This is a genomic window from Sphingomonas sp. Leaf257, assembly GCF_001422185.1.
In the GTDB taxonomy this organism is placed as follows: domain Bacteria; phylum Pseudomonadota; class Alphaproteobacteria; order Sphingomonadales; family Sphingomonadaceae; genus Sphingomonas; species Sphingomonas yabuuchiae.
On the sequence record NZ_LMMH01000004.1, the window covers coordinates 105,850 to 125,726 of the forward strand.

19 protein-coding genes are annotated in these 19,877 nt (G+C 66.1%); 1 reads left to right on the forward strand and 18 read right to left on the reverse strand.

Features of this window, described 5'->3' with window-relative positions; all coding sequences use genetic code 11:
• Window positions 1–41: 41 nt before the first annotated feature.
• The 14 genes from ASF14_RS05375 to ASF14_RS05440 all read right to left on the reverse strand — a co-directional run bounded on the left by ASF14_RS05375 (window position 42) and on the right by ASF14_RS05440 (window position 13,735).
• Window positions 42–995: a FecR family protein gene (locus tag ASF14_RS05375; RefSeq protein WP_056432723.1), complete on the reverse strand. Its 954-nt coding sequence runs from the start codon at window positions 993–995 to the stop codon at window positions 42–44.
• The gene (locus ASF14_RS05380) at window positions 992–1,582 is read right to left on the reverse strand and encodes an RNA polymerase sigma factor (RefSeq protein WP_236696939.1); all 591 of its coding nucleotides are present in this window, start codon (window positions 1,580–1,582) and stop codon (window positions 992–994) included. Before ASF14_RS05380 ends, ASF14_RS05375 begins: the two co-directional genes overlap by 4 nt.
• Before the next feature lie 547 nt (window positions 1,583–2,129).
• Window positions 2,130–3,194: a ferritin-like domain-containing protein gene (locus ASF14_RS05385; protein WP_168371505.1), complete on the reverse strand. Its 1,065-nt coding sequence runs from the start codon at window positions 3,192–3,194 to the stop codon at window positions 2,130–2,132.
• A 464-nt stretch (window positions 3,195–3,658) separates the two neighbouring features.
• Window positions 3,659–3,919, reverse strand: a complete 261-nt coding sequence (locus ASF14_RS05390) for a hypothetical protein (RefSeq protein WP_236696940.1) — start codon at window positions 3,917–3,919, stop codon at window positions 3,659–3,661.
• A gap of 454 nt (window positions 3,920–4,373) precedes the next feature.
• A complete protein-coding gene (locus ASF14_RS05395) occupies window positions 4,374–4,688 on the reverse strand; it encodes a 2Fe-2S iron-sulfur cluster-binding protein (protein ID WP_056432729.1) in 315 nt (104 codons plus the stop codon).
• A complete protein-coding gene (locus ASF14_RS05400; protein ID WP_056432732.1) occupies window positions 4,688–5,677 on the reverse strand; it encodes an NAD(P)H-dependent flavin oxidoreductase in 990 nt (329 codons plus the stop codon). Before ASF14_RS05400 ends, ASF14_RS05395 begins: the two co-directional genes overlap by 1 nt.
• Window positions 5,677–6,837 carry an acetyl-CoA C-acetyltransferase gene (locus tag ASF14_RS05405; RefSeq protein WP_056432733.1) on the reverse strand — a complete coding sequence of 387 codons (1,161 nt, stop codon included), beginning with the start codon at window positions 6,835–6,837 and terminating at the stop codon, window positions 5,677–5,679. The genes ASF14_RS05400 and ASF14_RS05405 overlap by 1 nt, the downstream gene beginning before the upstream one ends.
• Before the next feature lies 1 nt (window position 6,838).
• The gene (locus tag ASF14_RS05410) at window positions 6,839–7,621 is read right to left on the reverse strand and encodes an enoyl-CoA hydratase/isomerase family protein (protein ID WP_056432736.1); all 783 of its coding nucleotides are present in this window, start codon (window positions 7,619–7,621) and stop codon (window positions 6,839–6,841) included.
• On the reverse strand, window positions 7,618–8,688 hold the full coding sequence (locus ASF14_RS05415) for a phosphotransferase (RefSeq protein WP_056432818.1): 1,071 nt from the start codon (window positions 8,686–8,688) through the stop codon (window positions 7,618–7,620). Before ASF14_RS05415 ends, ASF14_RS05410 begins: the two co-directional genes overlap by 4 nt.
• Window positions 8,689–8,690: 2 nt before the next feature.
• Window positions 8,691–9,467, reverse strand: a complete 777-nt coding sequence (locus ASF14_RS05420) for an enoyl-CoA hydratase-related protein (protein ID WP_156361052.1) — start codon at window positions 9,465–9,467, stop codon at window positions 8,691–8,693.
• Window positions 9,464–10,642: an acyl-CoA dehydrogenase family protein gene (locus ASF14_RS05425; RefSeq protein WP_056432742.1), complete on the reverse strand. Its 1,179-nt coding sequence runs from the start codon at window positions 10,640–10,642 to the stop codon at window positions 9,464–9,466. The genes ASF14_RS05420 and ASF14_RS05425 overlap by 4 nt, the downstream gene beginning before the upstream one ends.
• Window positions 10,639–11,400: an SDR family NAD(P)-dependent oxidoreductase gene (locus ASF14_RS05430; RefSeq protein WP_056432745.1), complete on the reverse strand. Its 762-nt coding sequence runs from the start codon at window positions 11,398–11,400 to the stop codon at window positions 10,639–10,641. The genes ASF14_RS05425 and ASF14_RS05430 overlap by 4 nt, the downstream gene beginning before the upstream one ends.
• 18 nt (window positions 11,401–11,418) lie before the next feature.
• Entirely contained in the window at window positions 11,419–12,600 is a 1,182-nt protein-coding gene (locus ASF14_RS05435) for an acetyl-CoA C-acyltransferase (protein ID WP_056432748.1), read from the reverse strand.
• Window positions 12,593–13,735 (reverse strand): acyl-CoA dehydrogenase family protein, encoded by a 1,143-nt coding sequence (locus tag ASF14_RS05440; protein ID WP_056432750.1) that lies wholly within the window; start codon window positions 13,733–13,735, stop codon window positions 12,593–12,595. Before ASF14_RS05440 ends, ASF14_RS05435 begins: the two co-directional genes overlap by 8 nt.
• 175 nt (window positions 13,736–13,910) lie before the next feature.
• On the opposite strand from ASF14_RS05440, the gene ASF14_RS05445 reads away from it, so the two are divergent.
• Complete coding sequence (locus ASF14_RS05445) at window positions 13,911–15,434, forward strand: acyl-CoA synthetase (RefSeq protein WP_056432753.1); 1,524 nt, start codon at window positions 13,911–13,913, stop codon at window positions 15,432–15,434.
• Here ASF14_RS05445 and ASF14_RS05450 read toward each other — a convergent pair.
• From ASF14_RS05450 to ASF14_RS05465, 4 genes are read right to left on the reverse strand one after another with little or no spacing between them, the layout of a single operon-like run.
• On the reverse strand, window positions 15,426–16,658 hold the full coding sequence (locus ASF14_RS05450; RefSeq protein ID WP_056432756.1) for an NAD(P)/FAD-dependent oxidoreductase: 1,233 nt from the start codon (window positions 16,656–16,658) through the stop codon (window positions 15,426–15,428). The two genes, ASF14_RS05445 and ASF14_RS05450, sit on opposite strands and share 9 nt — an antisense overlap.
• Window positions 16,655–17,761: an NAD(P)-dependent alcohol dehydrogenase gene (locus ASF14_RS05455; protein ID WP_056432759.1), complete on the reverse strand. Its 1,107-nt coding sequence runs from the start codon at window positions 17,759–17,761 to the stop codon at window positions 16,655–16,657. Before ASF14_RS05455 ends, ASF14_RS05450 begins: the two co-directional genes overlap by 4 nt.
• Window positions 17,762–17,774: 13 nt before the next feature.
• Window positions 17,775–18,635 carry a helix-turn-helix domain-containing protein gene (locus ASF14_RS05460; RefSeq protein WP_236696941.1) on the reverse strand — a complete coding sequence of 287 codons (861 nt, stop codon included), beginning with the start codon at window positions 18,633–18,635 and terminating at the stop codon, window positions 17,775–17,777.
• A 12-nt stretch (window positions 18,636–18,647) separates the two neighbouring features.
• A complete protein-coding gene (locus ASF14_RS05465; protein WP_056432764.1) occupies window positions 18,648–19,877 on the reverse strand; it encodes a cytochrome P450 in 1,230 nt (409 codons plus the stop codon).

The window sequence follows — 19,877 nt, forward strand, 5'->3', positions numbered from 1 at the left end:
CGCGTTTCCGTCGCCACGCCATCAAATTTTTCAAAACAATTTTACTGGGGAATAATGCGGGTCACGTCGCCTTTGCCCGGCACCTGGCGGCGCTCGACCCGGCCACCGACCATAGCCGCGCTGGCGGCCGCGAAGCCGTCGACATCGTAGATGCGGAACCAGCCCACGACGCGCCGTCCGGCCAGTGGCGGCGCGACTTCCAGCTGGTCGTTGTTGTAGCGATTGAACTCCGCCACCGCCTGCCCCAGCGTCATATCGTCGAGCACGATGCGCCCTTCCCGCCACGCCAATTGCTGGTCCGACGCCTGGGGCTGCATCGCCCGTACCGCCATCCGGCCGGGATGCAGGACCGCCCATTCGCCTGCGGCCACACGGCGCGGCGGCGCGGTGCTGTCGACCGACCAGATCTTCACCACCCCCTTCGTCACCACCACGCGAGCGGCTTCGCCCTCCCGCCGGACATCGAAGGCCGTGCCGACCGCCTGGACTCGATAGGGGCCGCTCGCCACCACGAATGGCCGCTTCGGATTATGCGCGACCTGGAACCAGGCCTCGCCCTTGCTCACATCGATATGCCGCTCGGCGGGCGTGAAGGCCACGCGCAGGGTCGTGCCGCTGTTGACGAGCGCGACCGATCCATCGGCGAGCGGCATGCGCCGTATCTCGCCGATCCGCGTATCGATGCGCTCCCCCCGGTCGGGCCAGAACCCGAGGCTTAGCCCGGCCACGAGCGCGGCCGCCATCGCGCCGCCGCCCCACCGCCGCCAATGCCGTCGATCGCGATGCGCACGCCCCTCATCCTCGAACCCATCGTCTTCGGAAAGCCCCGACAGGGCCCGAGCACGGTCGAGCAGACCCAGCGCCGCCCTTGCGCGCAGGAGAGCCCCCCGATGCCGCCCATCCTCCTCCAGCCAAGCCGCCAGCCTGGCGTCCTCGTCACTATCCAAGCCCCGGTCGATGGCGGCGGCCCAGCGACAGGCGATATCGTCGATCATCGTCCGCCCCCCAATCCCCGGCGGATCGCGCGCGCGGTCCGGGACTGACGACGACGGATCGGAAGCTCGGCCTTTTCTTCCTCGCTCAGCTGGTCCAAAATTCGCTTCAGGCCGCGCGCGACGTCATTTTCCACCACGGTTTCCGGGATATGCAGCCGCATCGCGATGTCGCGCTGCGCCATGCCGTCGATCTTGCGCAGCCGGAAGATCTGACGCGCACGATCCGGCAGTGCATCGATCAGGCGCTCGATCCGGGCCAGCATATGCCGCTCGGCCACGATCTCTTCGGGCGAATGGGACAGGTCGGGTGCGCTGTCCAACTCGGCCAGACCGCTGGCCGCGTCGATGCTGACGACCCGCTCGCGCCTGATCTGCTCCAGCACGACGTTGCGCGCGGCGCGGAAGAAGTAACGGCGCGGGTCGTCGATATGGGTGAACCCGTCGAGTCTGCTGATCCGGCAGTAGGTCTCCTGCACCACGTCATCCACGTCGACGGTCGGAAACGCCGCGCGCAGCCAGATCCGCAACTGCCGCTCATGCGGCAGAATGTAACGACCGACCCAGGCGACAAGCTGATCCGAACTCACGCGGCTCCCCTCATCATCCAAGATGCAGCAGCCTTGCCTTTCCGTCGAGACAATCGATAATTTTACGGCAAGCCGATCGGGCACGGCCCAGATTCGCCGGTCCGCTCCCATGCACGGGGAAATGCCGTCTAAATTTGCGGTATTGCGGGCGTGATCCGGCCCGACAATCCCGGACTGGTAGCCGCATAGCTCGACATATTGGCCTCAAGAACGAAGGCAAGCGTCGAGACGACGTCGCTCCATTTCCTGATACGCAGCCGCGTTTCGGCACACCAGGCATCGGCCGGTCGTTAATTCCCACCAGCGGATTGAATCCGAACGACAAAGGCGCGACTATCCGCGCTGGGAAATCCCGAATTCGAACCGCCGCTCGATGGCTGCCTCGATGCCCTGCAGGCATCGATCCCACAACGGCCAAACGGCAACGCTTCTCCGCGACTATATCGCCACAATCCGGATGTCAGAGCCAGACCGGTGAACCGTCAACCCGATCCACCGGCTGCCGGGGCTGATCACCTGAACCTAACTCATCATTTTCGCCGCAGCATCAATATGTGTTTGCGCCGCTGACCCGGATGGTGCCGTTGACGCCAGCCGGGAAAAAGGCACCGGACGACACCGAGGCGGCCGACGCGTAGAGAATCCCCAGCGCCTGCTCGGGCGTGCGGCGGATCGCAATCCAGTTGTAATTCACGATGTCGATCTTCGAGTAAACCCAATCCGCGCCCGCGAAGCCGCCGATCCCCGGAGCATCCGATTCCATCGCGCGCGGACCGTCATATTGGTCACGCCCAAGAGCCATGGCAACCGCACGACCAAAGAGATTGCTTTGGCCCGCTGCCGGAACCCGCACGTCCGCGTCAGCCCGTACGAACAGCGAGTTACGCAAGATCGCATCGCTGGCTGCGATGCCAGCGGCAAAGGCGGCCATCCCCGTGCGCAACGCCGCGGCGAGCTGCCAAGTCACATCATAGACTGCCTGAGTCACGACCGACGACAATGCGACAGCACCCAGCAGGAAATCATTTTCGGAAGCATAGGGATCGAAGAAGTTGGTGAATGCGGGCGGCGGCGTGCCGCGCTTCGTTATCGCAATCGCCTGGAACGGGCTGCCTTCGCCTCCGGCAATGTTGATCGCCGGTTGCGCCGTGACCGCGCCGGCCAGTGTGCGGCGCAGATAGGCGATTCGCGCGTCGGTTGCCTCCGATACCTCCCGCATCATCGCGAGCAGGCTCAGGTCGGTGAATGCCACCCGGCGCCCCCCCGAAACCGTACCGGCTGCTCCAGCGCCGCCGGTCATGCTGGCCGAAAGCGCGTCGCCATCGAGCGCGCGATGCAGATAGGCGGCGAGCAGATAATGGAGTTGAAGCCCGAAATTGAGGCGGTCATTGTCCGTTGCGGTATAGGTCGGCGGCAGCACCGTGGATGTGGCGGTGCCGGTAGGCGTGGGCGTCGCCACGGCTTCCGCACCGACGACATCGTCGTTGCACGCCGAGAGGAACGACAGTCCCCCGGCCATTGCCGTGGCGCTACCGGCCATCTGGAGACTGATACAGCGATCGCAGGCTTCGCCCTCGACGCTGAGCCGCGAGTTAGAGACGGTCGCGTCCATCGCTGCGGGACGCTCCGCACGCGTCTCCGCCATCTCGGAGCCACGTCAGGATGTGGCGCTGGCGTTGCTGGAGGCGCGCGGAACCGTCATCGACGCGTCATGAATGCCAAGGGATCGCGAGGGTCGTCGGCATGAACCTCGTGATCGCCCCCTCCCCGGGTTTGGCAGGCTGCCAAAATGGCTTGGCTTTGCCGATAGATAATTCTTCGCGGAGGAAATGGTGGAAGTTCATGGATACGGGGCGGTGGATACGCTCTGTCCGTCTGTGACCGCCCCCTGTTCGTGTCCGACCTCTGCCTCGGCACGATGACCTTCGGCGGCAGCGAGAGCATCTGGGGCCAGATCGGCCAGCTTCGCCAGGACGAGGCGGACGCGCTGGTCCGGAGCGCCTGCCGGTCGCAGGTTCGGTGGAACGGTTCTCGACCGTCCCGCCGCCCCGACCGTCCGTCCAGAGGGGCGGCGGGTCACCCGGGCGGGATACGACCGGTCCGGGCGGCATGGGCGAAGGCCGGAAAGCCGAAGCCTTCCGCCTGGCGGGCGGCGATCTCATTGTCATAGGGTCCGCCGTTCGTTTCGGCTGTCCATCCGGTGCTACGACGTTCGACGATGGCGTAGCGCACCAACGGGCTGCCTGCCTCCATGATATGCGGGGTTGTGCTCCGGTCCCGGTAGCACGGCGCGCCGACGCTGCCGGGGTTGCAGATCAACACACCATCAACCGCCATTATTCGCGGTGTATGCGTATTCCCACATAACACCGGACTGGCTGTACCAATCCCCTCCCCACCCGAGCTACCATGGCAGGCGGAGACATCGCCGTCACACAGCAGAAGCCGCGACATGTTCGGATCAGGCAGCTTAGTCTGGCAGGTGTGGATTTTGGTATCCGAGGCTGAGGGTGAGCATGATGCCCGCGCAGCTCACGGGCACGTCGAGCCGCCTCATGTCACGGTCGGACGTCATTCATCACGCGTTACCAATCCGCCTCGTCGCCGACGTCATGTCGATGCTAGGACGGACGTCAGACGCACCGTCCGTCAAGCCTGTCTTGTTGCGGTGATCGGCCTCTACGATGCCCCCCTAAAGTCACCAAAGTTCATGCGAGCTTATGGCCGATGCCGACGAACCCGACGACCCGCAGTCCGGCGAGGGACGCGTCGGATCGGATCGCGCCCACCCTCAATCCTCAGGCGCGATACGGATCCGACAATTGGTGCCCATGTTGCGAACTGCGAGCTGGCAGGCGAGGCGGGATCGGTCGGTGCGATAGTCGCTACTGTCGAGCAGATCGTCTTCATCGGGACCAGGCGGGGGCAGGTCCTCTCCACCCGCCTCGACATAGACATGGCAGGTTGCGCAGGAGCAGCACCCGCCGCACATCGCCAGCAGTTCATCGATACCGGCATCGCGGATCGCTTCCATGACGCTGACATCTGCGGCGCCCTCGACCGTGGTATGATCACCGTCACGGGTAATGACCTCGATCGTTACCATTAGGCGTCCCCCTTCATCATGAAGCCGGTCAACCGCTCTGCGATCAGATTTTGCGCATCGCCGACGATCCGCTCGATCAGTTGGCGACATGTCGGCACGTCATGGATCAGCCCCTGGACCTGCCCGGCCCAGACCAGCCCCGCGTCCAGATCGCCGGTTTCCAGCGCCGTCCGCCCCTTGGCCCCGGACACCAACGGTCGGATATCCTCGAACACGGCGTCGGGACGCGCGGAAATTTCGACGACTTGGTCGGACACGCTGGTTTTGGCCACACGTCCCGTATTGTGAAAGCGACGAAAGATCAGGTTGGTCGCACGCTCGTCGTTCGAGACGATCAATTGTTTGATCGCGTCATGGATCGGCGCTTCGACCGTCGCGCAGAAGCGGGTGCCCATATTGATGCCCTCCGCTCCCAACGTCAGCGCGGCAACCAGCCCCCGGCCATCGGCGAAACCGCCGCTCGCCAGCATCGAAATCTTCACCTTGTCGGCGGCGGCGGGGATCAGAATCAGACCCGGAATATCATCCTCACCCGGATGACCGGCACATTCGAACCCGTCGATCGAGATGATGTCGACGCCCATCCGCTCGGCGGACAGGGCATGGCGGACGGCGGTGCATTTGTGGATCACCGTGATGCCGTGCGCCTTGAAGTCCTCGACATGCTCCTGCGGGCGATGACCCGCCGTCTCGACGATCCGCACCCCGCTGTCGATGATCGCGCGGCGATATTCGGCATAGGGCGGCGGCATGACCGACGGGAGGATCGTCAGGTTCACCCCGAACGGCTTGTCGGTCATGCCTCGGCACCGTTCGATCTCGCGGCGCAGATCATCGGGCGTCGGCTGCGTCAGCGCGGTCAGCATGCCCAGCCCGCCCGCATTCGACACGGCCGAAGCCAGCTCCGCCCGGCCGACCCACATCATGCCGCCCTGCACGATGGGATGTTCGATCCCGAGCAGCCGGGTTACGCGCGTGGCGAGAGGCATCACAGTGCCTCGATGATGGTGACGTTGGCGATACCGCCGCCCTCGCACATGGTCTGAAGGCCATAGCGCTTGCCCCGTGCGCGCAAGGCGTGGACCAGCGTGGCCATCAGCTTGGTGCCGCTCGCGCCGAGTGGGTGACCGAGTGCGATCGCGCCGCCATTCACGTTCAGCCGGGCGGGATCGCCACCGACATGCTTGAGCCAGGCGAGCGGGACGGGTGCGAACGCCTCGTTCACCTCGTACAGGTCGATATCGCCGATCGACAGGCCGCTTTTCTTCAACGCCTTGTCGGTGGCGAACAGCGGCTCCTCCAGCATGATGATGGGATCGCCCGCCGTCACCGTCATGTCGACGATCCGCGCGATCGGGGTCAGGCTATGCGCCTTCAGCGCCCGCTCGCTGACCACCAGCAGCCCGCTAGCTCCGTCGCAGATCTGGCTGGCATTGGCGGCCGAGATCATGCCGCCCTCCTGCAACAGCTTGACCGAGCCGATGCTCTCCAGCGTTGCGTCATAGCGGATGCCCTCGTCGCGGACATGCGGTCCACCATCCACCAGCACCGGCACGATTTCGTTCGCGAATGATCCTGCGTCGGTCGCGGCGGCGGCGCGGCGGTGACTTTCCAGCGCGAAAAGGTCGAGCCTCTCGCGGTCGAAGCCATGTTTGCGCGCCAGCATCTCGGCACCGGCGAACTGGCTGAACTCCTTTACGCCGAACCGCTCGGCGATGCTGGGGCTGACCGGGCCGATCCCCACACCCTCGCGCTGGTGGAAGCTGAGGTTGGAGAACATCGGCACCCGGCTCATGCTCTCGGTGCCCGCCGCGATCACCACGTCCTGTGTCCCCGACATGATCGCCTGTGCCGCGAACTGGACCGCCTGTTGCGACGACCCGCATTGCCGGTCGATGGTGACGGCGGGCACGCTGTCCGGCAGCTTTGAGGCGAGGACGGCGTTGCGGGCAAAGGCGAAGGCCTGTTCACCGGCCTGGGTGACGCAGCCCATGATGACGTCATCGATCGCCGCCGGGTCCAGGTCGTTGCGGTCGACCAACGCGTTCAGGACATAAGCCGCGAGGTCTGCCGGATGAACGCCGGACAATCGACCGTTGCGGCGCCCCCCGGCGGTGCGAACGGCGTCTACGATATAAGCATCGGCCATATCAGGCTCCTTGAAAAACGGGTTTGCGGCGTTCGACGAAGGCGGCGATCCCCTCATGCGCTTCGGGATGGGCTCCGGCACGGGCGATGGTCTGTGCCTCACGGTCGAGGTGATCACGAAGGGTCGCGGTTGCGCCGTCGATCAGCAGGCGGCGGGCAGCACCCAACGCGGCAGTCGGCGCGGCGATCAGACGTGCGATCACCGCCTCGGCCTCCGGGATCAGGTCGGCATCGTCGACCGTCCGCGTCACCATGCCGATCCGCTCGGCCTCTTCCGCTCCGATCCGCTGATTGGTGAGGATGATCGCCTGCGCCCGGCGAAGCCCGACGAGCCGGGGTAGAAGCCAACTCATCCCGCCATCGGGACTGAGGCCGACCCCTGTATAGGCGGCGGCGAAATGCGCCGACCGCGCGGCCAGCACGACGTCGCCCATGATCCCCAGGCTCAGCCCCGCGCCCGCCGCCGGGCCGTTGACCAGCACGACCAGAGGCTTGGCCATGCCCGTCAACGTGACGATCGCGCCGTGCAGCGTGTCGGCCAGGTCGCGGAGGAAAGACCCTGCCTCTTGGCCAGCCTCCGCCATCGCGGCGACATCGCCGCCGACACAGAACAGCCGTCCCGCTCCAGTCAGCACGACGCAGCGTATCGCCGGATCGTCTGCCGCCTCGCGCGCAGCGTCGGCTAGTTCGCTTGCCATTCCCGGATTTATCGCATTGCCCGCCTCGGCCCGGTTGAGCGTCAACCAGGCGGCTCCGCCGTCCTTGCGGACCTGAACATTGCTCATCGACACGCCTCCATCGCTTCGCGAGCCAGTCGCGCCAGCCGGGGAAAGCTCGCCGCACGTTCGCGGGCATGGGCGGACGAGGCGTTGCCCCGGATCACCCGCCCCTTGATCCCATGGAAGATCGCGGCGATGCGGAAGAAATTGAACGCGATGTAGAATTCGTAATCGGCGATCCCGTCGCGTCCGGTCCGCGCGCAATAGGCCGCGATATAATCCCGCTCGGAGGGCAGCCCCAGCGCCGTGACGTCCGCGCCGCCCAGCCCGGCAACGATATCCGGCGGCATCCGGTACATCATCGCGTGATAGGCGAAGTCGGCCAGCGGATGACCCAACGTCGACAATTCCCAGTCCAGCACTGCCAGAATACGCGGTTCAGTGGGATGGAAGATCAGGTTGTCGCAGCGGAAATCGCCATGCACGATCCTGCTCTCGTCCCCCGCCGGTATGTGCTGGGGCAACCACGCGACCAGAGCATCCATATCCTCGTTTCGCCCGGCATCGGCGGCGTCCAGATACTGGCCGGACCAGCGCGCGATTTGTCGCGCGAAATAATTGCCCGGCCGCCCATAATCGCCCAACCCGACCGCGATCGGATCAATGCCGTGCAGCGCCGCGATCGTCGCGTTCATCGCGTCGAAATAGGCGGGGCGCTCGACCCGATCGATCTCGGCGAAGCTGGCGTCCCAGAAGATGCGGCCCTCGATCATCTCCATTACGAAGAAGGGCGTGCCGATCACTCCTTCATCCGCACACACGCCCTGCACTCGCGCCACCGGCACCGGGGTATCGGCCAAGGCGGTCAGGATACGCGCCTCGCGCAGCACGTCATGCGCGCCTTTTGCCAACGGCCCCGGCGGCTTGCGGCGCAGGACATAGCGGGCGTTCGGCGTAGACAGGCGATAGGTCGGGTTGGACTGGCCGCCCTTGAACTGTTCGACCGTCAACGGACCATCGAAACCGGGTATGGCCTCGGCCATCCATGCCGCCAGCGCCGCTTCGTCGAAGCGATGCACTTCCCGGACAGGCGTGGTTCCGGCATTGGCGACGTGATCGAGGGCACTGGCCATAGTCAGCAGCCCTTCCACTGTGGCGACCGCTTCTCGGCAAAGGCCGCTGGTCCCTCGACGGCGTCCTGCGAAGCCATCATTGTCGCGATCGCCGGATAATCCCATTGCTCGCGCAGGAACCGATCGGTGGGCGTGTCCAGTCCGCGCAGCACCGCCTGCTTGGTCGCGCGGATCGACATGGGGCTGCACGCCAGTATCTCATCGGCCCAGCGCCGGGCGGCAGCCAGGACATCGCCCTCCGCCACCTCGTTGACGAAGCCCAGCCTTTGCCCTTCCTCGGCACTTACGCGCCGCCCGGTCAGCATCATGCCCATCGCAGGCTTCAGCCCGATGGTGCGGGGCAGGCGTTGCAAACCACCTGCCAGTGCGGCCAGCCCGACCCTCGGCTCCGGCAGCGCAAAGACGGCACGCGTGCTGGCGACCACGATGTCGCACGCCAGCACGATCTCGAACCCGCCGCCCATCGCGACGCCGTTGACGGCGGCGATCACCGGCTTGGCCATGTCGAACCGCGCGGTCAGCCCGCCGAAACCGCTGGACGGGGTCTCCATGCCGCCGCCCGATGCCTGCTGCTTCAGGTCATGCCCTGCGCAGAACGCCTTCTCACCCGCACCGGTGATGATGGCCACCCACTGGTCGGGATCGGCAGCGAAGGCGTCGAAGGCCGCCGCCAGTTCCTCGTGCGCGGCGGCGTTCAGGGCATTGTGCGCCTCCGGCCGATTGATCGTCACGATCGTCAGACGGCCTTCCCGCGCGACGGTGATATAGCGATGGGTCACTGTGCGGCTCTCCAATCCCGCTTGATTGTCTTGGCGAGGCTCCATTTGTGGACCTCGGTCGGGCCGTCATAGATGCGGAAGGCCCGCACCTCGCGGAACACCTGCTCGACGATCGTGTCGCCGGTCACGCCGGTACCGCCCATCACCTGGACGCAGCGGTCGGCGACGCGCATCAGCGCCTCGGACACCGCAACCTTGGTCATCGAGCTTTCCGTGCCGCCGCTTTCGCCCACATCCAGCACGCCCGCGCACCAGTCGATCATCAATTCGGCCTGTTTCAGGTCGATGCGGTTGTCCGCCAGCATGAAGCCGACGCCCTCATGGTCGATGATCGGCTTGCCGAAGGCCTCGCGGCGGCAGGCATAATCGGTCGCAATCTCGTTCGCCCGCAGGCAGGCCCCCAGCCAGCGCATACAGTGCGACAGGCGCGCCGGAGCGAGGCGGATCTGGGCGTATTTGAAGCCCTCGCCACTTTGACCCAGCATCTGGTCGGCGGGGATGCGAAGGTTCTCGATGCGCACGACCGCATGGCCGCCGGGCATGGAGGTGTCGATCGTGTCCAGCACCCGTTCGACCGTGATGGCCGGGTCGGGCAAATCGACCAGGAACATGCAGGCCCCGTCATCAGACTTCGCCATGACGATGCCGACTTGCGCACCTTGCGCGCCGGTGATGAACGCCTTGCGCCCGTTCACGACCCAGTGATTGCCGTCGAGGACAGCGCGGGTCCGCATCATTGACGGGTCGGAGCCCGCCCCGCCCCCCTCCGCCGGTTCGGTCATGAAGAAGGCGGAGCGCGCCTCACCCCGGACCAGCGGATCGAGGAAGCGTAGCTTCTGCTCAGCGCTGCCGACCTTGCCGAGCAGGTACATATTGCCCTCGTCCGGGGCGGCGGTGTTGACCGCCAGCGGCCCCAGCGGCGACAGGCCCGACTGGCGCAGCACATAGGCGGTTTCGCGCTGGGTCAGATGCTCGCCATCCGCCAGGATATGCGGAGTAAGGACGCCCGCGGCCCGCGCCTTGGCCCGCATCTCGACAACGAGATCGTCGGAGGGGCCATGCGCGTCGCGGCGGGAGTCGCGCTCATAAGGTACGACCACCTCGCGCACGAACGTCGCCACCGCCGCGCCGATGGCCTCGGCGCGTTCGGAGGGCGCGGGGCCAGTCAGGCTCATCGCGGTGCCATCCGGATCGACCCGTCGATACGGATCGTCTCGCCGTTCAGCATCGGGTTGGTGACGATCGCCTCGACCAGTTGCGCGAACTCGTCGGGCTGGCCGAGCCGCGACGGGAACGGCACCTGCGCGCCCAGCGAGTCCTGGGCCTCCTGCGGCAGGGTGGCGAGCAAGGGGGTCATGAAGATGCCCGGCGCGATCGTCATCACCCGGATGCCATAACGCGCCAGCTCGCGCGCGATCGGCAAGGTCATGCCGACCACGCCGCCCTTGGACGCCGAATAGGCCGCCTGCCCGATCTGCCCGTCATAGGCCGCGACCGAGGCGGTGTTAATGACGACGCCCCGCTCTTCGCCCAGTGGATCGGCTGCGTGCAGCGCGGCAGCGAATTTCGACAGGACGTTGAAGGTGCCGACCAGGTTGATCGTCACGATCTTCGAGAAGGCGGCCAGCGGCAAAGGCTGCCCCTCCCGGTCGATGACCTTGGCCGGCGGGCCGATCCCGGCGCAATTGACCAGGATTCGCGCCTTGCCATGCAGCCCTTCGGCTTCCTGGATCGCAGAGGCGACGGCGACTTCGTCGGTCACGTCGACCCGTACGAAATGACCGCCGATCTGCTGGGCCAGCGCCGTGCCCAGATCGGCGTTCAGGTCGAAGATGGTCACCTTCGCCCCCGCCCGCGCCAGCCGCTCGGCCGTGCCGCCGCCCAGCCCCGATGCGCCTCCCGTGACGATGGCTGCGACGCCCTGGATGTCCATGATGCTGTCCTTTTCCTATCAGATGATTTCGATGGCGATGGCCGTCGCCTCGCCGCCGCCGATGCACAAAGCCGCCACGCCGCGCCGCAGCCCCCGTGCCCGGAGCGCGGCGATCAGCGTGACGATGATCCGCGCACCGCTGGCACCGATGGGATGGCCCAGCGCCGTCGCGCCGCCGTTCACGTTCATCCGGTCGCGGGGGATGCTCAGATCGTGCATCGCGATCATCGCGACGGCGGCGAAGGCTTCGTTGACTTCGAACAGATCGACATCGGCAACACTCCAGCCCGCCCGCTCCAACACCTTGCGGATCGCGAAGACGGGCGCGGTGGTGAACAGGGCCGGTGCGTGCGCATGGGCGGCGGCGGCGACGATCCGCGCCTGTGGGATCAGTCCTTTGCGGGCCGTAACGCTGAGCGGGGCTAGAACCAGCGCGGCGGCACCGTCCGAAATCGAAGCGGAACTGGCCGCCGTGATCGTCCCATCGGCCGCGAAGGCGGGACGCAGGCCCGGTATCTTGTCGGGGCGGGCGTTACCCGGCTGTTCGTCGAGATCGACCAGCACCGTGCCGCCGCGTCCCGTCACCGGAACCGCCGCAATCTCTTCGACGAACGCGCCCTGCTCTATCGCCGCCTGCGCCCGCGCCAGGCTTTCGAGGGCATAGGCGTCCTGCGCGTCGCGGGTCAGGCCATAGCTTCGAGCCGAGTCCTCGGCAAAAGCTCCCATCGGCTTGCCGCGATCATAGGCGTCCTCCAGCCCATCCATCATCATCGAGTCGATCACCCGGTCATGGCCGATCCGCGCGCCGCCGCGATGCTTGGGCAGCAGGAAGGGGGCGCCGGTCATGCTTTCCATGCCGCCAGCCACGACGATCCGCGCCGATCCGGCGGCGATTGCGTCGGCCGCCATGATGACCGCCTGCATCCCCGATCCGCACATCTTGTTGACCGTCGTTGCCTCGACCGATTGCGGCAGGCCCGCCTTGAGCGCCGCCTGCCTGGCGGGTGCCTGGCCCAGGCCGGCGGGCAGGACGCAGCCCATGATGATGCGCTCGATCAGGCCCGGCGAGACACCAGCGCGTTCCACCGCTGCGGACACCGCGACTGCGCCCAGCTCGACCGCGGTCAGTGTGGCGAAGATGCCCTGGAACCCGCCCATCGGCGTCCGGGCGCTGCCCAGAATGACGATGGGATCAACCATGATGGTTTCCCAGTCCCCGCGCGATCACCATCCGCTGTATGTCGGACGTGCCCTCGTAAATCTGGCAGACGCGGACATCGCGATAGATTTTGGCGAGCCCGAACTCCTCCAGATAGCCATAGCCGCCCAGCGTCTGGATCGCGCCCGACACCACCGCCTCGGCAGTTTCGGACGCGAAGAGTTTCGCCATGGATGCGGCCTGCAAAGCGGGGAGCCCCGCGTCCTTCAGTGCGGCGGCATGCAGCACCATCTGGCGCGCGCCCTCCAGCCGGGTAGCGAGGTCGGCCAGACGGAAGCCGACCGCCTGATGCTCGATGATCGGCTTGCCGAAGCTCCGGCGATCACGGGCATAGGCGATGGCGATGTCCAGCGCGCCCTGCGCCATGCCGACCGACTGGGCCGCGATGCCGATCCGCCCGGATTCCAGGTTGGCGAGCGCCATCGCATAACCGCGCCCTTCCTCGCCGAACAGCGCGTCGGCACCAACCCGACAATCCTCGAAGCGCAAGCCGCAGGTGTCGGAGGCCCCCTGCCCGAGCTTGTGCTCGACCTTGTCGACGCCATAGCCGGGGGCGTCCGTGGGCACGAGGAAAGCCGACATGCCCTTGCGCCCCGCCGCCGGGTCGGTGACCGCGATCACCATCGCAACCGAAGCAATCTTGCCGGACGTGATGAACTGCTTGGTCCCGTCGATCCGCCAGCCATCGTCGGTCCGCTGGGCGCGGGCGCGGATCGCGGCGGCGTCGGACCCGGCATCCGCCTCTGTCAGGGCGAAAGCGCCGATTGCGGCGCCGCCGACCAGACCGGGCAACCAGCGCTCCTTCTGCACGGTCGACCCGAAGGCGATCAGGCCGTTGACCATGATCGAATTCTGGATCGACACGATGGTCGACAGCGCCCCGTCGGCAGCGGCCAGTTCGATCAACGCCAGTGCGTAGGACACATAATCGGCCCCTGCCCCGCCCAGTTCGGCGGGTGCAGTCATGCCCATCAGGCCCAGCTCGCCCAATTCACGGAATAACGCGGAAGGATAGCCGCCTGACGCCTCGAACGCCGCCGCCTGGGGGCGGATGCGCTCCTGGGCGAAGTCACGGACGGCGTCGCGGATCGCGACCTGTTCGTCGTTCAGAACCAAAGGGCCTCTCCCATGCTCCCGTTCGCCGGGATGCCTGTTGCCCCATGGATAGCCGACAATGCCGCGACAGGCTTTGCCCGGCATCGCCGTGCTTTTTCACATTTCTTGCGCGCCCGTTGCCGCGCGGGGCGCCACCGTGGTTCGCATGGCGCCATAAGATATAAGGAGAGGCCCGATGTATCCGGCAAAACATGCCGCACGCCATCCCGACAAGCCCGCCATCATCATGGGCGGGACCGGCGAATCGATCAGCTTTGCCGAACTCGACGCCCTGTCGAACCAAAGCGCCCATCTGTTGCGGACGCTCGGGCTGAAGCGGGGCGATGTCGTCGCCACCGTCTTCGCTAATGCAGCCGAAGCCTTCATCCTGGGCTGGGCAGCGCAGCGGTCGGGGCTCTACCAGACCGCGATCTCCTGCAAGCTCAGCGCGCGCGACATGGCCTATATTCTGCGCGACTCCGGGGCCAGGCTGCTGGTCGTATCGCCCGCCTACGCCGATCTGGCGCGCGAGGCTGTCGCGGCTATTCCAACGCTACTGACCTATCGCTGGACGGGATCGGACGCCCGCTTTGCCGACTGGAGCCTGGCCGCCGGGGGCTATCCCGAAACGCCGATCGCGGACGAAAGTGCTGGTACCGACCTGCTCTATTCCTCGGGAACCACCGGGCGGCCCAAGGGCGTGATGCCGCCGCTCCCGACGGGGCCGATCGATGCGTCGACGCCGCTGATGCGAATGGGACAGGCGCTGTACGGCATGGGGCCGGACATGGTCTATCTGTCCAGCTCGCCGCTCTATCACGCCGCGCCGTTGCGCTGGGCGATGGCGGCGCAGCAGCTGGGCGGGACGGTGGTCGTCATGGAGCGGTTCGAGCCGGGAACCGCCCTGGCGCTGGTCGAGCGCCACCGCGTTACCCACGCCACCTTCGTGCCGACACATTTCGTACGGATGCTGAAACTGCCCGATGCCGAGCGACTGGGCCATGACCTGTCCTCGCTGCGCGCGGTCATCCATGCCGCCGCGCCCTGCCCGGTGCCGGTCAAGCGGGCGATGATCGACTGGCTGGGCCCCATCGTGCACGAATATTATTCGGGCACCGAATGTTGCGGCATCACTGCGCTCAGCAGCGAGGAATGGCTGCAACGGCCGGGATCGGTCGGTCGCGCGGTGCTTGGCAAGCTTCACATACTGGACGACCGGGGCGTCGAACTGGCGGCGGGCGAGACGGGCAATGTCTATTTCAGCGACGGCCCCCAATTCGCCTATCTCAACGATCCCGCCAAGACCGCCGAGGCCCATAATGCGCAGGGCTGGGCAACGCTGGGCGATATCGGGCGGGTCGACGAGGACGGTTATCTGTACCTGTCGGACCGCAAGAGCTTCATGATCATATCCGGCGGGGTGAACATTTATCCGCAGGAGATTGAAAATCTGCTCGTCACCCACCCCAAGGTCGTCGACGCGGCGGTGATTGGGGTGCCGTGCGAGGAGATGGGCGAGACGGTGATGGCGATCGTCCAGCCCGCCGCCGGGATCACAGGCGACGAGACGCTGGCGGAAGAACTCCAGTGTTTTGCCCGGCAGGAACTGGGCGGGGTGAAGACGCCGCGCCGGTTCGCGTTTCTGGACGAACTGCCCCGCGAACCGACCGGCAAGCTGTTCAAGCGGCTGCTGCGCGACCGCTATGCCGCGTCAGGCTGAGAGGAGGTCTTTCAGCGACCGGGTCGTATCGGCGAGCGCATCCGGCGCGATCGCCGCGCCCGCCTGAACCAGGGCGCGGCCCTGGACATAATCCTTGACCGCGTTGACGGCATCAATGGCGATGACCCGCCCCTGCCGTAGATAGACGACCGAGAAACTCCGCGCCGCCGGATCGCCGCGCAATACCGCCGCGTCATGCCCCGCCGATAGGCCTATGGTCTGCAGCTTCAGGTCATATTGATTGGACCAGAACCAGGGCACCGCTTCATAGGCCACCGGCCGCCCGACGATATCGCGCGCGGCCGTCACCGCCTGGTCATTGGCATTTTGCACCGACTCCAACCGGATCACAGCGCCATCGGCATAGCGATTGGCATGGGCGGCACAGTCGCCGATGGCGTGGATATGCGGCAGGCTGGTCCGGCAGAAGCCGTCAACGATCACGCCATTGCCCGCCTCCGCCCCCGCCTGTACCAGCGGTTCGACGGCTGGCACGATGCCGATGCCTACGATGACCATGTCGGCGGGCAGCAACGCGCCATTCTCAAGCCGAACGCCGGTCACCCGGCCCCCGCCCTCGATGCAGGAAACGCCGACACCCAGCATCAGCGTCACGCCATGCGCCCGGTGCTCCGCCTCGTAAAGGCGGGACAACGGCTCGCCCGCGACGCGCGCCAGCACCCGATCCTGTGCCTCGACCAACGTCACGCTCTTCCCGAACTTCGACAGCGCGGCCGAAGCCTCCAGCCCGATATAGCCGCCGCCGATCACGACGATCCGCTCGGCCGCATCCAGCTCACCAAGCAGCCGGTCGACATCGGCGCGGGTCCGGACAGCGTGGATGCCTGCCAGATCATGCCCGGCACAGGTCAGGCGACGGGGCTCGCCCCCGGTCGCCCAGATCAATTCGCCATAGCCGATAGTCTGTCCGGCCCCGGTCTGCACCGACCTGGCGACGGGATCGACCGTCACGACCGTCTCACCAAGCAGAAGCGAGACACCGCGCTCGGCCCAGAACGTCTCGGGTCGGATGAGGATGCGTTCGAAGGGTTTGACGCCTGCCAGATATTCCTTGGACAAGGGCGGGCGCTCATAAGGTGGGTGCGGCTCGGCCCCCAAGATCGCGACGGAACCCGCGAATTTCTCTTGCCGCAGCGCAACCGCCGCCTGCGCGCCTGCATGACCGCCACCGACGATCAGCACGTCGAAATGCCCGGCGCTCATGGGATCAGCACCACCTTGACGCAATCCCCGCGCTTTTGCGCATCGATCGCCGCGTTGATATCGGTCAGCGGGAAGGTCCGGACCAGCTTGTCAAAGGGGAACTTCCCGTCGCGGTGCGCGACGATCAGCTCGGGAATGAAGCTCTGTGGATCGCTGTCGCCTTCCATGATGCCGACAACCCGCTGGCCATAGGTGATCATGCCCGCGATGTTGATGGTCAGCGCCGCGTCCGCCTTGCCCGGCACGCCGACCAGCCCCAGCATCCCGCGCGGGGTCAGCGCGGCCAGCACCGCTTCCATCATCTCCACCCGGCCGCTGGTGTCGAACGCATAGTCCACGCCGTCAGCCACGATCTCGCGGATGGCGGCGGTCACGTCGCCCGCCATCGGGTCGATCACATGGGTCGCGCCCAGTTCGAGCCCCAGGTCGCGGCGCTTCTCAACCGGCTCGACCAGGATAATCGTCGCGCAGTCCCGGATCTTTGCCCCCATCACAGCCGCCAGCCCGACCGGCCCGCCGCCGACGATCACGATCGACGATCCCGCATGGCACGCCATCGAGCGCATCACACCCCCCGCCCCGGTCTGGAATCCACAACCCAGCGGCCCCAGGATCGCGAGCGGAGCGGCCGTATCCTCGACCTTCACGACATTGCGCGCCCGAATGATCGCATGGGCGGCGAAGCTCGATTGGCCGAAAAAGTGCGACGAGATCGCCTCGCCGTCCTTGGAATAGGCCTTCGACCCATCCTCCAGCCGCATTCCCGCATAGTTGAGCGGCGGGAACTCCCGGCAGTAACTGGGCAGATGCTCGCCGCATTGCGCACAGTGCCCGCAACTGGAAAAGCCCAACACCACGGCATCGCCGACCGCCAGCCCATCGACACCCGGTCCCAGCGCCTCGATTACCCCCGCGCCCTCATGGCCAAGCACGGCGGGCAGCGGATAGGGCACGAACTGGTCGCGAAAGATCAGGTCGGTGTGACAAAGTCCCACCCCGGCGATCCTGACCCGGACCTCACCCGCGCGTGGCTCGTCGATCTCGAGGGTCTCCAGGGTAAAATCGCCCTTGGGTTCGCGGGCGACGGCGGCAATGGTCTGCATGAATGACCTCGATCTATTGAAGGGTGTGGCGCCAGCCGCTGGGCGTGTCCCCGGCATATTGGCGAAAGGCGCGGGTGAAGTGGCTCTGGCTGGTGAAACCGGTCATCTCCGCCACCTGCGCGATGGAAAGGTCGGACTGGCCCAGCAGGTCGCGGGCGCGATCCAGCCGGGCTTTCATCACATATTGGTGCGGCGTCACGCCCGTCGCCCGTTTGAACACGCGGCAGAAATGCGAGGGCGTCAGCCCCGCCTGCGCGGCCAAGGCTTCCAGGCTGTGATCCTCCTCGGGCCGCCCGAGAATGTCGTTCATGATCTGGTGGATACGATAGGCAGAGAAGTCAGCGCTGGGAAACGCTCCCTCGCCGCTCGGCGGCGAGCTGCGCAACGTGTGCATCTTCAGCGCGTCGAGCAGCGTGCCGATATAGGCGGTTCGCTCGACCGTCTGCGCGGCATAGAGTTCGCTGAGGATCTGCCGCGTCAGCGCGATGCCCAGCGGATCGGCAAAGGCGAAGCGCATCTCTCGAAACCGCGCAACCGCGCGCTGGTCCTGCAATTGATCCATCGGGACCGAGACGGTGACGACGTCCAGTTCCCCGTCGATCCGCCAGCCGGTGCTGCACCCGGCGGGCACGATGGTGGCGCATCCCGGAATGGAGCGGGAATGGCTCCACTGGTCGGCTTCCCACAGCCGCGTGTCGGGCTTGCCACCGACATGCACGACGAAGACGGGATCGACGAGAGCGGGTAGTTCATAACTGCCGATGAACTGCCGCCACCGGGCGAACTGCCATGAGCCCAGATTGACGCTGCGATCCGGCGCGCGGCCGAGCGTGTTGGCGATGATCTTCTCATTGCTGGGCGAAAGCTCTGCCACGTCCATCTCTCCTCATACAGCCCGCATGATGACGTCGAGGTTCTTAAGGCCGTTGATGAAGTTCGACCGGAACCGTCGCGGCGGTGCTTGCACGTCGAAAGATGTAACACGATCCGCCAGCAAGTCGAACGCGACCCGCAGCTGCATTTCCGCCAGCCGCGAGCCGACGCAGACATGCTGTCCCGACCCGAAACCGACATGCTGAGCGCCCTTGCGGGTGACGAGGAAGCGGTCGGCCTCGGGAAACACCGTCTCGTCGCGATTGGCGGAAATGTACCAGAGGACGACCTTGTCGCCCTTGGCGATACGTTGGCCACCGACGACCGTATCCTCCATCGCGGTGCGGCGCATATGCATGACCGGGCTGGCATAGCGGACCATCTCCGGCGTCGCGGTCTTCAGCACGTCGCGGTTCTGCCGGATGGTCTCCCACTGGTCCGGGTTCTCCGATAGAGCGACGATGCTGTGGCTCAGCGAGTTGCGCGTCGTCTCGTTGCCACCGACCAGCACCAGGATCAGATTGCCGATGAAGTCGCGGAACGGCACCGGTTGCCCGTCGATCTCCGCGTTGGCGAGCAGCGAGGCAATGTCGGAGGTCGGCTCCGCACGCCGCGCCTCGAACAGTTCCTGCCCGAAGGCGAAGAACTCGCCCAGCGTAGCCGCCATCGCCTCGGGACTCTGGCGGAACTCTGGATCGTCCTCGCCGACAAACGCATTGGTCCAGTCGTAGAGCTTGGGCCAGAGGTCGATCGACACGCCAAGCAGTTCGGCCAGCGTCATCAGTGGCAGTGGAGCCGACAATAGCGGCACGACGTTCACCACTTCGTTCAGCGGGATCGCGTCGATCAGCTTCGTCGCCCGCTCGCGGATACGCGTTTCGATATCGCCCAGCCGACCCGGCGACAGCGCGGGCATGATGAACTTGCGATAGCGGGTGTGGATCGGCGGATCGCGCGAGATGAAGGGGATGCCGATGGCGGACTCGCCCGCACCGGTCAGTCCGACTTCATTCTCGTTGAAGATGCGGTGCCCGCCATTCTCGTGCGCCGAGGAGAATAGCAGGGGCTGGCGGGACACCTCCACGATGTCGGCATGACGCATGACGGACCAGAAGCCCGCGCCATCCGTCTCCGGGTTCCAGTGCACCGGATCGTCGCGGCGCAACGCCGCGAACAGGTCCCAGGGAACCCCCGCCTCATAGAGGCCGGGGTCCTTCAGGTCAGGGGTCGTGATCGTTGCCAT

What these genes read in the sequence shown, in the direction of transcription:
- ASF14_RS05375 (WP_056432723.1), bottom strand. Translation starts at nt 995, where the DNA reads ATGATCGACGATATCGCCTGTCGCTGGGCCGCCGCCATCGACCGGGGC.
- ASF14_RS05385 (WP_168371505.1), bottom strand. Translation starts at nt 3,194, where the DNA reads ATGGACGCGACCGTCTCTAACTCGCGGCTCAGCGTCGAGGGCGAAGCC.
- ASF14_RS05390 (WP_236696940.1), bottom strand. Translation starts at nt 3,919, where the DNA reads ATGGCGGTTGATGGTGTGTTGATCTGCAACCCCGGCAGCGTCGGCGCG.
- ASF14_RS05395 (WP_056432729.1), bottom strand. Translation starts at nt 4,688, where the DNA reads ATGGTAACGATCGAGGTCATTACCCGTGACGGTGATCATACCACGGTC.
- ASF14_RS05400 (WP_056432732.1), bottom strand. Translation starts at nt 5,677, where the DNA reads ATGCCTCTCGCCACGCGCGTAACCCGGCTGCTCGGGATCGAACATCCC.
- ASF14_RS05405 (WP_056432733.1), bottom strand. Translation starts at nt 6,837, where the DNA reads ATGGCCGATGCTTATATCGTAGACGCCGTTCGCACCGCCGGGGGGCGC.
- ASF14_RS05410 (WP_056432736.1), bottom strand. Translation starts at nt 7,621, where the DNA reads ATGAGCAATGTTCAGGTCCGCAAGGACGGCGGAGCCGCCTGGTTGACG.
- ASF14_RS05415 (WP_056432818.1), bottom strand. Translation starts at nt 8,688, where the DNA reads ATGGCCAGTGCCCTCGATCACGTCGCCAATGCCGGAACCACGCCTGTC.
- ASF14_RS05425 (WP_056432742.1), bottom strand. Translation starts at nt 10,642, where the DNA reads ATGAGCCTGACTGGCCCCGCGCCCTCCGAACGCGCCGAGGCCATCGGC.
- ASF14_RS05430 (WP_056432745.1), bottom strand. Translation starts at nt 11,400, where the DNA reads ATGGACATCCAGGGCGTCGCAGCCATCGTCACGGGAGGCGCATCGGGG.
- ASF14_RS05435 (WP_056432748.1), bottom strand. Translation starts at nt 12,600, where the DNA reads ATGGTTGATCCCATCGTCATTCTGGGCAGCGCCCGGACGCCGATGGGC.
- ASF14_RS05445 (WP_056432753.1), top strand. Translation starts at nt 13,911, where the DNA reads ATGTATCCGGCAAAACATGCCGCACGCCATCCCGACAAGCCCGCCATC.
- ASF14_RS05450 (WP_056432756.1), bottom strand. Translation starts at nt 16,658, where the DNA reads ATGAGCGCCGGGCATTTCGACGTGCTGATCGTCGGTGGCGGTCATGCA.
- ASF14_RS05455 (WP_056432759.1), bottom strand. Translation starts at nt 17,761, where the DNA reads ATGCAGACCATTGCCGCCGTCGCCCGCGAACCCAAGGGCGATTTTACC.
- ASF14_RS05465 (WP_056432764.1), bottom strand. Translation starts at nt 19,877, where the DNA reads ATGGCAACGATCACGACCCCTGACCTGAAGGACCCCGGCCTCTATGAG.